13 protein-coding genes are annotated in these 13,769 nt (G+C 29.4%); 12 read left to right on the top strand and 1 reads right to left on the bottom strand.

The features are described from left to right. Nucleotides 1-26: 26 nt before the first annotated feature. The 9 genes from BM119_RS09815 to BM119_RS09775 all read left to right on the top strand — a co-directional run bounded on the left by BM119_RS09815 (nt 27) and on the right by BM119_RS09775 (nt 9,616). Nucleotides 27-959 (top strand): RnfABCDGE type electron transport complex subunit D, encoded by a 933-nt coding sequence (locus BM119_RS09815; protein ID WP_090041049.1) that lies wholly within the window; start codon nt 27-29, stop codon nt 957-959. A 1-nt stretch (nt 960) separates the two neighbouring features. After that, nucleotides 961-1,536 (top strand): RnfABCDGE type electron transport complex subunit G, encoded by a 576-nt coding sequence (locus tag BM119_RS09810; RefSeq protein WP_090041047.1) that lies wholly within the window; start codon nt 961-963, stop codon nt 1,534-1,536. Beyond that, nucleotides 1,536-2,204 (top strand): electron transport complex subunit RsxE, encoded by a 669-nt coding sequence (gene rsxE, locus BM119_RS09805; RefSeq protein ID WP_090041046.1) that lies wholly within the window; start codon nt 1,536-1,538, stop codon nt 2,202-2,204. The genes BM119_RS09810 and rsxE overlap by 1 nt, the downstream gene beginning before the upstream one ends. A 59-nt stretch (nt 2,205-2,263) precedes the next feature. Next, complete coding sequence (locus tag BM119_RS09800) at nt 2,264-2,842, top strand: electron transport complex protein RnfA (protein ID WP_090041044.1); 579 nt, start codon at nt 2,264-2,266, stop codon at nt 2,840-2,842. A gap of 21 nt (nt 2,843-2,863) precedes the next feature. Beyond that, entirely contained in the window at nt 2,864-3,691 is an 828-nt protein-coding gene (locus BM119_RS09795) for an RnfABCDGE type electron transport complex subunit B (RefSeq protein WP_090041102.1), read from the top strand. Nucleotides 3,692-4,136: 445 nt separating this feature from the next. Continuing rightward, nucleotides 4,137-5,216, top strand: coding sequence for a GNAT family N-acetyltransferase (locus tag BM119_RS09790; RefSeq protein WP_090041042.1), 1,080 nt, complete (start codon nt 4,137-4,139; stop codon nt 5,214-5,216). Next, nucleotides 5,179-6,330 carry a LuxE/PaaK family acyltransferase gene (locus tag BM119_RS09785; protein ID WP_242948395.1) on the top strand — a complete coding sequence of 384 codons (1,152 nt, stop codon included), beginning with the start codon at nt 5,179-5,181 and terminating at the stop codon, nt 6,328-6,330. Before BM119_RS09790 ends, BM119_RS09785 begins: the two co-directional genes overlap by 38 nt. A gap of 29 nt (nt 6,331-6,359) precedes the next feature. Next, nucleotides 6,360-8,984, top strand: coding sequence for an acyl-CoA reductase (locus BM119_RS09780; protein WP_090041039.1), 2,625 nt, complete (start codon nt 6,360-6,362; stop codon nt 8,982-8,984). Nucleotides 8,985-9,400: 416 nt separating this feature from the next. After that, the gene (locus BM119_RS09775; protein WP_090041037.1) at nt 9,401-9,616 is read left to right on the top strand and encodes a hypothetical protein; all 216 of its coding nucleotides are present in this window, start codon (nt 9,401-9,403) and stop codon (nt 9,614-9,616) included. Between the two features lie 407 nt (nt 9,617-10,023). Here the strand turns inward: BM119_RS09775 and megL are convergent, their stop codons facing one another. Further along, complete coding sequence (gene megL / locus BM119_RS09770) at nt 10,024-11,223, bottom strand: methionine gamma-lyase (protein ID WP_090041036.1); 1,200 nt, start codon at nt 11,221-11,223, stop codon at nt 10,024-10,026. 193 nt (nt 11,224-11,416) lie between these two features. Here megL and BM119_RS09765 point away from each other — a divergent pair, with 193 nt between their 5' ends. From BM119_RS09765 to BM119_RS09755, 3 genes are all read left to right on the top strand, one after another. Next, complete coding sequence (locus tag BM119_RS09765) at nt 11,417-11,677, top strand: ArsR/SmtB family transcription factor (protein ID WP_090041035.1); 261 nt, start codon at nt 11,417-11,419, stop codon at nt 11,675-11,677. A 12-nt stretch (nt 11,678-11,689) separates the two neighbouring features. Continuing rightward, nucleotides 11,690-12,481 (top strand): arsenite methyltransferase, encoded by a 792-nt coding sequence (gene arsM, locus BM119_RS09760; protein WP_177199382.1) that lies wholly within the window; start codon nt 11,690-11,692, stop codon nt 12,479-12,481. Between the two features lie 497 nt (nt 12,482-12,978). Then, complete coding sequence (locus BM119_RS09755; RefSeq protein WP_090041031.1) at nt 12,979-13,509, top strand: dihydrofolate reductase family protein; 531 nt, start codon at nt 12,979-12,981, stop codon at nt 13,507-13,509. Nucleotides 13,510-13,769 lie beyond the last annotated feature (260 nt).

Here is a 13,769-nt window from a genome sequence, read left to right as displayed (position 1 = left end):
ATAGAACTAAAGGGGTGTCTTATATAATGAGTGAACCAATGTTAACATTGTCTTCATCCCCTCATATTAGATCTAATGACTCTGTTCAGAGCATTATGAGGGATGTCTTAATAGCATTAGTACCGGCAGCTATTGCTGGTGCATATTTCTTCAAATGGAGAGCTGTTGTAGTTATTGCTGTTGCAGTAATTGCAGCTATATTATCAGAATATGTATGGCAGAAATGTACTAAAAATGAAATAACAATATCAGATTATAGTGCTATAGTTACAGGAGTACTAGTAGCATTCAACGTGCCACCTACACTTCCACTTTGGATGGTTGCATTAGGTAGTATGTTTGCAATTATAGTTGTAAAACAATTTTTTGGTGGTCTAGGACAAAACATAGTAAACCCAGCTTTAGCAGCTAGAGCAGCTTTACTTGCTTCGTGGCCAGTAGCTATGACTACATGGACTTTAGATGGAGTAACTACAGCAACTCCTTTAGCTTTATTAAAAGCAGGAGAAACTAATCTTCCTTCACTTTTTAATGCATTTATTGGTAATGTAGGAGGATGTATAGGAGAGACTTCAGCTCTTGCTTTATTAATTGGAGGAGCTTACTTAATATATAGAAGAGTAATTTCGTGGCATGTTCCAGTGTTCTACATAGGTACAGTAGCTATATTAACTACTATTCTTGGTAGAAGTGGATTTATGACTGGAAATGGATTATATGAAATATTTACAGGTGGTTTAATGCTAGGGGCCTTCTTTATGGCAACAGATTATACTACTTCTCCAATTACGCAAAAGGGTAGAATTATATTCGCTATAGGTTGTGGTGTAGTTGCTACTTTAATACGTGTCTTTGGTGGATACCCAGAAGGAGTTTCTTATTCAATATTAATAATGAACTTAGTTGTTCCTATAATTGATAAGTACGTAACTCCTAAGATATTTGGGGAGGTGAAGTAATATGGAAAAGAAGGAAAGTATTTTAAAATTAGGAATAAAACTTCTTATTATAACAGCTGTTGCAGGATTAATTTTAGGTTTTGTTTTTAATGTAACCAAGGCTCCTATTGCTGACCAGGAAAAATCAAATAATGAAGCTGCTATGAAGGAATTAATAGTAACGGCAGATAAATTTGAAAAGAAAGATATTACTTTAACTGATGGCGTACTAGAAGTTAATGAAGGTAAAAAGGGAAATGATGTTGTTGGATATACTTTAAAAATGTCTACTAAAGGATATGGTGGACAAATTCAGCTTATGGTTGGTATATCTAAAGAAGGAAAGTTAGCTGGAATAAAAATTCTTTCACAATCTGAAACTCCAGGACTTGGAGCAAATGCTACACTACCTTCATTTTATGAGCAATATAAAGAAAAACCAATTAGTAAAGATCTAGAGGTTGTTAAATCAGGTACATCTGAAGACAATCAAATACAAGCTTTAACAGGAGCTACTATTACTTCAAAGGCAGTAACTACTGGTGTTAATGAAGCAATTAAGTTTTATCAAGAAAATTTAGAAGGAGGTAGCAAATAATGAATTCTCCTTTAGAACGTATAAAAAATGGTGTTATAAATGAAAATGTTATATTTGTTCAAGTACTTGCAATGTGTCCAACACTAGCTGTTACTACAAGTGCAGAAAATGGTTTAGGTATGGGACTTGCAACAACTGTAGTATTAATGGGTTCAAACTTTGTTATATCTTTATTAAGAAAATTTATACCAGATAAGATTCGTATACCTGCATTTATAGTTGTAATTGCAACATTTGTTACTATGTTACAATTCTTATTACAAGGTTTTATACCGTCACTGTACAGCTCACTAGGTATATTTATACCTCTTATAGTTGTTAACTGTTTAATCCTTGGTAGAGCAGAAGCATTTGCTTCTAAAAATGGCCCTATAATATCAATATTTGATGGATTAGGACAAGGTTTAGGATTTGCTGTTTCTCTTGGAGTTATAGGTTCAATAAGAGAAATATTAGGAACTGGTATGATTTTTGGATTTCAATTAATGCCTCAATCTTTCCAACCAGCTATTATTATGATATTAGCTCCAGGAGCATTCCTTACTCTTGGTATATTAATGGCTTTAATAAACTATAGAAATGCTAAAAAGAAGAAAGAGAATAAAAGAATTACTGAATTTGCAGGTTGTGATGGTAAGTGTGGAAGTTGTTCAAAGCATAAAAACTAGCAAAAGAAAAAATCTTTGTTTAATAAAATAGCATTTAATATAGAAAGAAGGGTGAAGAAATGGAATTTTTCGTAATATTCGTAAGTGCTTTGCTTGTGAATAATGTTGTATTATCAAAATTCTTAGGAATTTGTTCGTTCCTAGGAGTATCTAAAAAAATAGAAACTGCAATTGGTATGGGTGGAGCTGTTAGCTTTGTTATGGTAATTGCTTCATTTATGTCATATATAGTTTATCATTTTATATTAATACCTTTAAACTTAACTTATATGTATACTTTAGCTTTTATACTAGTTATAGCTGCTTTAGTTCAGTTAGTTGAAATGTTCTTAAAAAAGAAGAGTCCTGCATTATATAAATCTTTAGGTATCTTCTTACCACTTATAACAACTAACTGTGCAATTCTAGGTTGCGTTATAATAAGCATGAATGAAAACTATTCACTTATGGCTTCTCTTGTTTATGGATTAAGTTCAGGACTTGGATATATGTTAGCTATAGTATTATTAGCTGGTATAAGAGAGAGATTAGAAGAGTGTCATAATATGCCTGAGTCTATGAAGGGATTGCCAATTTCTTTAGTTACTGCTAGCTTAATGGCAATAGCGTTCTTAGGTTTTCAAGGCTTAATACACTAAGGAGGTATATTATAAATGGATATAACATCTATTATTTATCCAGTCCTAAGTTTAGGTGGACTTGGATTACTATTTGGAGTTGGTTTAGGCTATGCTTCTAAAAAATTCCATGTTGAAGTTGATGAAAGAATACCACTAGTTAAAGATTGTTTACCAGGTGCTAACTGTGGTGGTTGTGGTTACGCTGGATGTGAAGCTTTTGCACAAGCTGTTGTAGAAGGAAAAGCTCCTGCTAATGGTTGTGTAGTTGCTAATGCTGAAGCTAGTGAAAAAATAGGAAAAGTTCTTGGAATAGAAGTTGGTTCTTCTGAACCAATAAAAGCTTTTGTAAAATGTGCAGGAACTTGTGAATCAGCAAAGAAAACAGGAGAGTACTATGGATTAAGAGACTGTAATGAAGCAGCTGTAATCCCAGGTGCTGGAGATAAAGTCTGTTCATATGGTTGTTTAGGATTAGGATCTTGTGTTAAGGCGTGTCAATTTGATGCTATTCATATAGTTGATGGAATAGCTGTTATAGATGAAGAAAATTGTACAGGCTGTGGAGCTTGTAAAAAGACTTGTCCTAAACAAGTTATAGATTTAAAACCTGCATCAGAAATAATAAGAGTAAAATGTAATTCTAAAGATAAGCTTAAAGAAGTTAAAGAAGCATGTTCTTCAGGATGTATGGGATGTGGAGTGTGTTCAAGAGTATGCCCAAATGGTGCTATAGTAATTGAAAACAACCTTCCTGTAGTAGACAAAGAAAAATGTACTCTTTGTATGACTTGTGTAGAGAAGTGTCCTACAAAAGTAATAAAAGCTTTTGGAAAGATGCAAAAACAAACTATAGCTATAGAAAAATAATAATATTAGGATAAGTTAATTAAGATTGAAAGTGTATTAAACATTCCATTTAGGTGGAAGTAGTTTAATACACTTTTTTTATTTTGATTTATATAATACATTTATAATTAAGCAATGAAATATTATATGCAGTTTTAAGCATTTATGTCAATCATACATCATTTAACAAATATGGTGATTTTCATAAATTTCTAAAATATTACAAAAGAAATAAAAAATATATTAAAATCACCATATTAAAATTGAATCAATAACATTTAAATGTAGTTTAAATTACATTATTGATATAAAAGTAAAATTGAACTTAATTTTACTTTTTCCTATAATAGGTCAGTAGGGTGATTGATTTTATTAAGTATAGGTGTCTAGAAGCTTAAATTTTAAGCTTTTAGAAAAAATTCAGCATAAGTAAAATTTATATAAAAGACATTTTAAGGAGGTAAATATGACACTTAAGATTTTATTTATAACTTTATTTATAGTAATTATTGTAAGAAAGAGTCTTAATAATAATAAGATATACACAATAAGGACAGCAAAAAAATATAAAGACTTTAAAGGAATTTCACAATGTGCTTATGAGGTATATGGAAAGTCTTACCCATATACTTATATTTATGATACAGAAAAAATAAAATTATTTAACAAAGAAAAAAGAATTATATCTTTCATAGCAAAAAATAAAGGAAAGATAGTAGGGCATGTAGCTCTTAATACTGATAAAAATTCACAGGATATATGTGAGATATGTACAGCTTTTGTAAACCCTAAATTTAGAGGACAGGGTATACTTAATGATTTATCAAATAGAGCTTTAAATAAATGCAAAACTCATGGATTTAATGTTGCCTATGTTGAAGCAGTTTGTACTCATACATATTCTCAAAAAGGTGCTAAGAAGTTAGGCTTAAATGAATGTGCAATTATGTTAAGTAAGGTTGAACCATTAAATTTTAAAACTTTAAATGAAGAAAAAAATGATAGAGAAACATTAGTTAAATGTTTTATATATTCTAAAGAACCTAAAGAAAAACAATTTTTCTTGGGAAAAAAGCATAGAGAAATTATTGAAGAAATTTATAACAGTTTAGGAGTTCAAGTAACCTTTAATGACAATTATGAAAAAAGTAAGATTTACAGTTTGAAATCTGTAATTCATGTAGAACATACTCAAGGAGGAAGTGCAACAATAGGTATAATTCAGGTTGGTGTTGATATTTGTAAAGTAGTAACAAGTAAATTAAAAGAATTAATAAAAAATGGAACAAAGTCAATATTACTAACTATGGGACTTAATAATATGTCAACAGTTTATATATGTGAAAAATTTGAGGATAATGGATTTATCTTTTGTGGGGTAGAGCCTAGATATTTAGATGAGGATTTAATTATACTACAGTATGTGGTAGAAAATGTAGATTTTAATTGTGTAAAATTATCATCACCTCAAGGAAAAAATCTACTTAAATATATAAAAAATGAATTTTATGAAGAGAGTGAAAGGAAAGAGGCTAATGAATTTTAAAAGCATAAAAAAGTTGTGTGAAGTTGAAAAAGCTTTTGATTTTTCAGAAGAAAATAAAACTTTATTTAAAAAAGCAATGATTGAAAATTATAAATTCCAATATAACAATCAAAATTACATTAAGTATTTAGCTAATAGAAACAATTTCAATATAGATAAGTTGAATATTTTAGATGAAGTTGAAAACATACCTACACTATTTGTTGGAACTATGAAAATCAGTGAGTTTTGTAATTTTGAGAAAAAAGATTTAGCAGCTGTGTTTACTAGTTCAGGAACAAATGGACAAAAAACTCAATCTTTTTTTGATAAAGAATCTTTAGAAAGACTTGAAACACTATCTTATAATATTTTTAAAGAAATAGGATTCACAAGTGATATACCAGTACATTATTTTCTTTTCTCTTATGATATATCAAAGGCAAATAATGTGGGAACAAGTTGGAGTGATAATCAAATTCTAAAACTTGCTCCAAGTAAATCAGTTAACTGGATGATTGAATGGGATGAAGATAAAAAAGAATTTGTTTTTGACAGTGAAAAATGGGCTAGGGTATTTGTAGAACTTAGTAGAGAAGCACCAGTAAGATTATTAGGTTTTCCAGCATTTATGTATAAAATGATGGAAGATATAAAAAGGTTATATGGAAAAATAAAAATTTATCCTGAATCTTTTGTAATAGCAGGAGGAGGATGGAAAAATCACTTAGGAAAGGCTATGGGGTTAAAAGAATTTATAGATTACATGGAAGATTGTATAGGAATTAGAAGAGAGAATATAAGAGATACATATGGAATGGCAGAGCATGGAATTCCATATTGTTCATGCAAAGAAGGACATCTACATGTACCTATCTTTAGTGAAATTATTGCTAGAAATCCTATTACACTAGAGAAAGTTGATTATGGGCAAGAAGGTTTATTACAACTTTTAACACCCTACAATGTGGCACAACCTAATTTATCAATTTTATCTACAGATTTAGTTGTTATAGATAAAGATTGCACTTGTGGACTAAAAGGAGACTTTATAAAATCCATAAGAAGAGGTGGAATAAAAAAACATAAAGGCTGTGCAATTAACGCTCAGGATGTATTAAACAAAAGTAGTTAAAATTAGTTATAGAAAAGGGGCAAAGAAATATGGAGACTTTTACTCATTATTTATTTGGTGAAAAATTTAATATAGGAAAAGAATTAAATGAGGAATTAGCAAGAAAATATTTTAATAGAAAAGTTTTAGAAGAAAAGTCTAGGGAATTTGAAAATACACCTATAGATAGGATATTTTATATTCTTCAAGAAACTGCTATTAAAATTTGTGATAGACAAGGAATATATTTCAAGAGAATTATGGATGAACTACCTAAAGCATTAAATTATAGTTATGAAATGGTAGAAACTGCACTTGATATGTTACCAGATATACTCAGTGTTAAAACTTTAAAAGAAAGACTAAAACCACTAGGAGATTATAAGGTTTTAGATAATTTTGTTAAAGAAGATTATACAAAAAAAGTTGTTCCACTTGGAAGTGTACTACATGTTTGTGCTGGAAATATATTTTTAGGATCAATAGATTCTTTGGTTTTGGGATTGATTACTAAAAACATTAATGTGCTTAAAGTATCCAGTGATGATTTAATATTTCCAGTAATATTTTATGAAGCCTTAAAAGAAGCTGATGAAGATAATATTATAACTGATTATATATCCATAACATATTGGAATCATCATAATAAGACTATAGACAACATAGTAAAAGAAAATTTTGATGGAATACTATTATTTGGTGGTGAGGATGCAGTTATAAGTTATAAGGATGGTTTATCTTATAGAAGTGAATTATATGCATTTGGTCCTAAGATAAGCTTTGGTGTAGTCTCTAAGAATTTAAATATTAATGAATTAAGGGAAGCAGCAAAAGGTTTTTCAACAGATATAGTATTTTGGGAACAAAGAGCATGCACAAGCTGTCAAAATATATTTATTGAAGAAGATGAAAATACAGATAAGTTTATAAAGTTTTTATTTGAAGCATTAGAAGAAAAGGCAATTGAATTTCCTCAAAACAATTTGGATATAAATTCTTCAGTTGAAATTAGAAAAGAAAGAGAACTTGGAAAATGGGTAGAATTTAAAGGTGATGGCAAGGTTCTAGAGGGCAAAAATGGGAGTCATACTATAATAGTTTCTAGTAGTAATAATTTAAAAACATCACCTTTAAACAGAACTATATATGTAAATAAAATAAGATCATATAAAGAATTAGAAAAAAGCAACTTAAGAGAACTTTCATATTATATGTCAACGGCAGCCATTGCTTTTAAAGGTATTCAATCTGTTATTGATGATTTAGTTAAAACAGGAGTTAAAAGATTTTGTAAACCAGGAACTATGTCTACAGCTGGAGATGCTGAAAAACCACATGATGGATTATACTTGCCATATTTACTTGTAAGATTTATAAATATTGAAGATTTAGATTCTAGTAAATTGGGAATAGAGTATTTAAATGAAGAAGACAAAGATAAAATGATTTTATGGAAGTTAAATAACCTTATATATAAGTCTTTAGAAAGCCCATTTTATAAGGAAATATATAAGGATATAAAATTGCCTATAAATACATTAGAGGAGTTTAAAAAATTACCTGTATTAACTAAGGATCATATATACGAAAATGGTATTGATTCAGGAAATAGCATGGTAACGGACAAGCTTTCTAATGCATATATATTTTCAGCAGGTGGAACTACTGGGAAAATGAAATATGTAGCTTATTCTAATGAGGAATTTAAAAAATCAAAAAAGGTTTTTGGAAGTGGATTTAAGGCATTAGGAATAAATGAAAATGATGTAGTTGCAAATTATATGAAATCTGGAGCACTTTGGACGGCTTTTTCAGCAGTAAATGATGGGTTAGAAGAAACAGGGTGTAGAATCTTATCTCTTACAGCCAATCAGCCAGAGAAAGAGACAATAGAATATTTAAAAATATTTAAGCCAAATGTAATAATGGGTTTACCAGGTAATTTAATTTTATTGGCACAGGAAGTTAATAAAATTAAAGAGAATATAAAATTTGAAAAAATATATTATGGTGGAGAGCATCTTTCAGATAAGGCAAGAGAATATATAAAGAAGACTTTTAAAGCAGAGATAATAGCATCACTAGGATATGCAGCGGTGGAAATAGGACCTATAGGATTTCAGTGTCCATATTGTAAAGATAAAGAATTCCATGTTTGTGATGAATGGGCCTATTTAGAGTGTAGTGAAGATGGAGAAGCATTGGTTACTGCATTGGAAAGAAATTTAAATCCAATAATAAAGTATAAATTGGGAGATAAGATTGAAGTATTAGAAAATAAATGTGCCTGTGGAAGAACCTCTAAAAAGTTTAAGTTATTAGGGAGAAGTGATGATGTAATAAGGTTTAATGTTAGTGACTTACATTTATCAGAGGTATATGAGTCTTTAAAATATGTCAAGGGCGCATCCTCTAACTTTCAAATAAAAGTTGATAACTTAAATGAAAATAGAGCTATTACATTTAGAGTGGAAAAGGAAGATTATTCCCATATAGATGCTGTAAAATTAAAGGGTAAAATATTGTCTAGTTTAATGGATAGATGTAAGTGTATATGTGAGGATAAGAAGCTAAATCTTCTAGAAAAAATAGATATAGAGGTTATAGAGCCTAATACTATTAAAAGAGTTGGTAGAACAGGAAAATTAAAAAGAATAGTTGATAATAGAATTTAGTTTGCAGATAATATAAGAATAAGGTAAATAATGAATTGTTCTTAATAATAAATTTTAGTAAGAAAAATAGATGTTATACATAAAAATATAACATCTATTTTTTGTTATCATAATTAATTGAAAGATTTATAAATAGCGTTAATGACAAAATATACAGCGTTAATGACAAAATAGATAAGCTTTTTAAGCGTTTAAGATTTAAAAACATGTGTTTACTACATATTTGAGATTTAGTAGTAATTATAACATACAATAAATATGAAAGATGGTTTAAACAGTTAATATTGGTTAAATTATGGGCTTTATAACTTTGTTTAAATTTTTGGGGGGAATTTATAAGAAAATACTCTTCAAAGTTTAAAATAAAGGGAGCTATGGGCTCCTAATATATATAAATAGAAAGGAGAATAAAAAATATGAAAAATTATGTATGTCCTACAATTGATTGTAACTTAATCGAAAAAACTGAGGATGAGGCATGGGTATTAGTGTTTATGGCTGCCTTATTAGCTGTAGGAACTACTTGGTTTATTGGTATGTCAGTATGGTGCCTTAATAATGGTTACAAAGGATTTACCGGTAATTATGAACTAGTAGAATGGGGATTAAAAGTTAATTTTGAGTGTAAATAAATTTCATTCAAAAGACATAGTAAGCCTGTGCACAAATTTAAAAAACACTGAATAAATAAAAAAACATAGAAAAATTAAATAGAGGAATGTGTAATATCTAGTGCATACTCCTCTATTTAAAGACTTACAGTTAAAATTTGGCTATGAGCTATACATCCTTGTTTGACCCAAAATATACATAGCGTCTTTGAATTGTTATTTTCTTTCATGTACCTAAGTTTAAACCTTATATTGATTGATTAGTATGCCAATAGTTTTTACTTCCATAATTATATTGTATACATTTTTTAATAATTGTTTCATTAATACCAATAACATTAGATACATGCGTTACTTTTGGCTTTAGAATGATAGATGAAATATGCTTGTTTGTACTACTTATCATTCTATTTTCATGTTTAGATGAACTATCTTACTAAGTTAAGGGCATTATTTAAATCATCTATAATATCTTCAGGATTTTCTAATCCTATAGAAAGTCTTACTAGGCCATCACTTATTCCAGCAGCATCTCTTTCCTCAGGGCTATAAGGAGAATGAGTCATTGATGCAGGATGCTCTATAAGTGTTTCAGCATCTCCAAGGCTAACAGCTAATGCACAAAGATTAACATTATTCATAACTGTAATTCCTTCTTGTAATCCACCCTTTAATTCAAATGCTATAATTCCTCCAGGAAGAGACATTTGCTTCTTAGCTAATTCATATTGTTCAAAACTTTTAAGTCCTGGGTAATAAACTTTTTCTACAGCAGGATGGGTTTCTAAGAATTCAGCTATTTTTATAGCATTCTCACAGTGTTTTTCCATTCTTATTTGAAGAGTTTTTAAACCTCTTATGATTAAGAAGGCATCAAATGGACTAAGAGATGCTCCAGTCATATCTTTAACACCAAATAATCTAACATTTGTTATAAAATCCTTAGTACCACAAACAAAGCCAGCTATAACGTCTCCATGTCCATTTAAGTATTTAGTACCAGAATGTATTATGACATCAGCTCCAAGTTCTAAAGGTCTTTGAATATAAGGTGTACAGAAGGTATTGTCTATAAATAATAAACAACCTTCGTTTTTATGAGCTATTTTTGCAATAGCAGATATGTCATTTATTTTTAAAGATGGATTAGCAGGTGTTTCTAGATAAACAACTTTAGTATTTGGTTTCATAGCATTCTTAACGTTTTCAGGATTAGTAACATCACAGAATGTTACCTCAACACCATACCTAGTTAATCCATGGTTTAAGTAAGCAAAGGTACATCCATAAAGAGTATCAGATGCAACAACATGATCTCCAGCTTTTAAAGCAGTCCAAAATGCAGAAGATATAGCGCCTATACCAGAAGCAGTTGACATACAAGCTTCTGCACCTTCAAGTAAAGCCACTTTTTCTTCAAGAACTGTGTTTGTTGGATTGCCAAGTCTAGAGTAAATATATCCATCTTCTTTACAAGCAAATCTATTTCCACCTTGTTCAGCATCATCAAACACAAATGTAGATGTTTGATATATTGGAGTTGTTAAAGCACCAAATTGATTTTTTTGGTGACCTCCATGAATTGCTTTAGTAGCAAACCCTTTGTTCTTTAGACAATCATTATTCATTTAATAACCCCCCACAGTTAAATAATCTTGATTTAAGTATACAACTAAAACTTATCTATTTCAATTAAAAGGTAAAAATTCAATGTTGTTACAAAAACTATTAAAAAAATATTATTTATATGACAATTGACAAAACCATATAAGTATATTAGAATTTACTTATATGGTTTTGGTAAATAAGGTGGTATAAAATATGGAAACACAAGTTAAGGTTTTTAAAGCATTGGCTCATCCAATAAGATTAAAAATAATTAAAAAATTATCTAAGGGTGAGATGTGCGTTTGTAAATTGAATCAGGATGTTGAGTTTAGTCAATCAAATTTATCTCAGCATCTCAAAATATTAAGAGAAGCGGGAATATTAATTGGAAGAAAAGATGGTATGTGGACTCATTACAGTATTACAAATGAAAAAGTATTAGAAATAATAGAAATAGCGGGTAACTTAGATTAGGAGGATAAATATATGAATAATATAAAAGATACAGATATTAGAAGTACCGTGCGTAAAAGTTATAAAAATATTGCTATAGGAAAAATTAAGAAATCAGGATGTTGTGATAATGGCATAAGTCTAAAAAAGTCATCAATAGATATATCGCGTAAAATAGGATATTCAGAAGAAGAATTAACAAATGCTCCAGAAGAGGCGAATTTAGGATTGGGATGTGGAAATCCTCAATTAATTGCAAATATAGAAAAAAATGAAACAGTTATAGATTTAGGAAGTGGTGCTGGTTTTGATTGCTTTTTAGCAGCTAAGAAGGTGGGAGATAATGGACATATTATTGGAGTTGATATGACACCTGAAATGCTTACTAAGGCAAGAGGTATGGCAAGAAAACATCATTATAGAAATGTGGAATTTAGGCTTGGAGAAATTGAAAATTTGCCTGTAGCAGATAATGTAGCAGATGTAATTATATCTAATTGTGTTATCAATTTATCTCCAGATAAGCAAAGGGTATATGATGAAGCTTATAGGGTATTAAAAAAAGGTGGAAGAGTTGCTATATCTGATATAGTTCTTATGAAAGAACTTACAAATGAAATGAAGCAAGATGAAAAACTTTACTGTGGATGAGTTACAGGTGCATCTTCAGTTGAAGAGTTAAAAGTTTATTTAAAAAATGCTGGGTTTAATGAAATTACCATTGAAACTCAAAAAGTATCAAAGGAATATGAAGAAAAATGGGGACATAATTTAAAGGTTGGAGAGTATATTATGTCTGCCTCTGTTAAAGCTGTTAAGTTATAAAGACAGTATTAGATATAAGAATTATAGATAGTAGGGCACCTAGTCATCAGATAAAGATATATTGAAAAGGATAAGAGTTTAACATTAAGCTCTTATCTTTTTTATATATAATTAAATGACATTTGATTATATATTTTCTTAATGGGAATAATAAGCAGAATAGTATTTTACGCTAAAGGGTATTGCAGATTTGGAATCTGTGGATAACTTTGAGAAGTATAGAAAACATAAGTTAAGAGTACACGTGGCAAGTTAATGATGTTTTTTCACGTTGCTTTGAAAAGCTAATAATTTAATCTTTAATTCTAGATTTTTCGTAGAAAAACAAACATCAACATGTAACTGCAAACTTATCACTTAAAAATGGCGTAGTCACTTTTGCCCTATATCAAAGGTCAAAATATATTAAGAGATGTGGCAGTGAGTATCTTTTAATTAAAAATATGAAGGTATTAGCGGTGGCAGCTATTCAATAAAGAATAATAAGGAGAGAAAAAATGAGAAAAGTTATTTTATATATTGCTACAAGTTTAGATGGATACATAGCAAGAGAAGATGGAAAGGTAGATTGGCTCTCGGGAGATGGAAGTGACCCTAGTTCCGATTATGGATATGAAAAATTTTATGAAACCGTAGATACTGTTATTATGGGGAGAACCTCCTATGATCAAATAATAAATGATTTAAGCCCAGATAAATGGGTATATGAAGATAAAGATAGTTATGTTGTTACTACAAAGCAACATAATGAAGATAAGAATGTTAAGTTTATTACAGAAGATGTATGTGATTTTATTAAAGAGTTAAAGGGTATACCAGGTGAAAATATTTGGATTGTAGGTGGAAGTAAACTAGTAGATACATTAATGAAGAAAAATTTAATAGATGAGTATATAATAACAGTGATTCCAACTATACTTGGAAATGGAATGGGTTTATTTAAGGGAAATAATTCTGAGATCAAATTAAAATTAAAAGAGACAGCAGTTTATAATGGTGCTGTTATGATGCATTATGTTAACAGATAAGTTTATGTTATGTGTAGCAATGATTTTAAGATTGAACTGGAGTTTGATTAAAAGGAATAGAGAGTATTATTTTGTGACAAGGTTCAAGCTATAGGCGGATTTAGTGAGATGTGATTACATATTTAATTAAAAAATTATATATTAGCAGAGCATGGTGGACAGGAAATAAAATGATATTAACTTTTTCAGCAGTTATAAGTATTAACCACAAGTTAAGTATTAGGTGGAAAATTCAACTATAACTCCATTGGTATTTTAGG

The organism is Clostridium frigidicarnis (assembly GCF_900111985.1).
Classification (GTDB): Bacteria; Bacillota; Clostridia; order Clostridiales; family Clostridiaceae; genus Clostridium_Z; species Clostridium_Z frigidicarnis.
The sequence above is the reverse complement of the archived record's forward strand: the minus strand, read 5'-3'. Positions and strand labels throughout refer to the sequence as shown.

Bases quoted from the DNA above. Each gene is read 5' to 3' on its own strand.
- BM119_RS09815 (WP_090041049.1), top strand. From the start codon at position 27: ATGAGTGAACCAATGTTAACATTGTCTTCATCCCCTCATATTAGATCT.
- BM119_RS09810 (WP_090041047.1), top strand. From the start codon at position 961: ATGGAAAAGAAGGAAAGTATTTTAAAATTAGGAATAAAACTTCTTATT.
- rsxE (WP_090041046.1), top strand. From the start codon at position 1,536: ATGAATTCTCCTTTAGAACGTATAAAAAATGGTGTTATAAATGAAAAT.
- BM119_RS09800 (WP_090041044.1), top strand. From the start codon at position 2,264: ATGGAATTTTTCGTAATATTCGTAAGTGCTTTGCTTGTGAATAATGTT.
- BM119_RS09790 (WP_090041042.1), top strand. From the start codon at position 4,137: ATGACACTTAAGATTTTATTTATAACTTTATTTATAGTAATTATTGTA.
- BM119_RS09785 (WP_242948395.1), top strand. From the start codon at position 5,179: ATGAAGAGAGTGAAAGGAAAGAGGCTAATGAATTTTAAAAGCATAAAA.
- BM119_RS09780 (WP_090041039.1), top strand. From the start codon at position 6,360: ATGGAGACTTTTACTCATTATTTATTTGGTGAAAAATTTAATATAGGA.
- BM119_RS09775 (WP_090041037.1), top strand. From the start codon at position 9,401: ATGAAAAATTATGTATGTCCTACAATTGATTGTAACTTAATCGAAAAA.
- megL (WP_090041036.1), bottom strand. From the start codon at position 11,223: ATGAATAATGATTGTCTAAAGAACAAAGGGTTTGCTACTAAAGCAATT.
- BM119_RS09765 (WP_090041035.1), top strand. From the start codon at position 11,417: ATGGAAACACAAGTTAAGGTTTTTAAAGCATTGGCTCATCCAATAAGA.
- BM119_RS09755 (WP_090041031.1), top strand. From the start codon at position 12,979: ATGAGAAAAGTTATTTTATATATTGCTACAAGTTTAGATGGATACATA.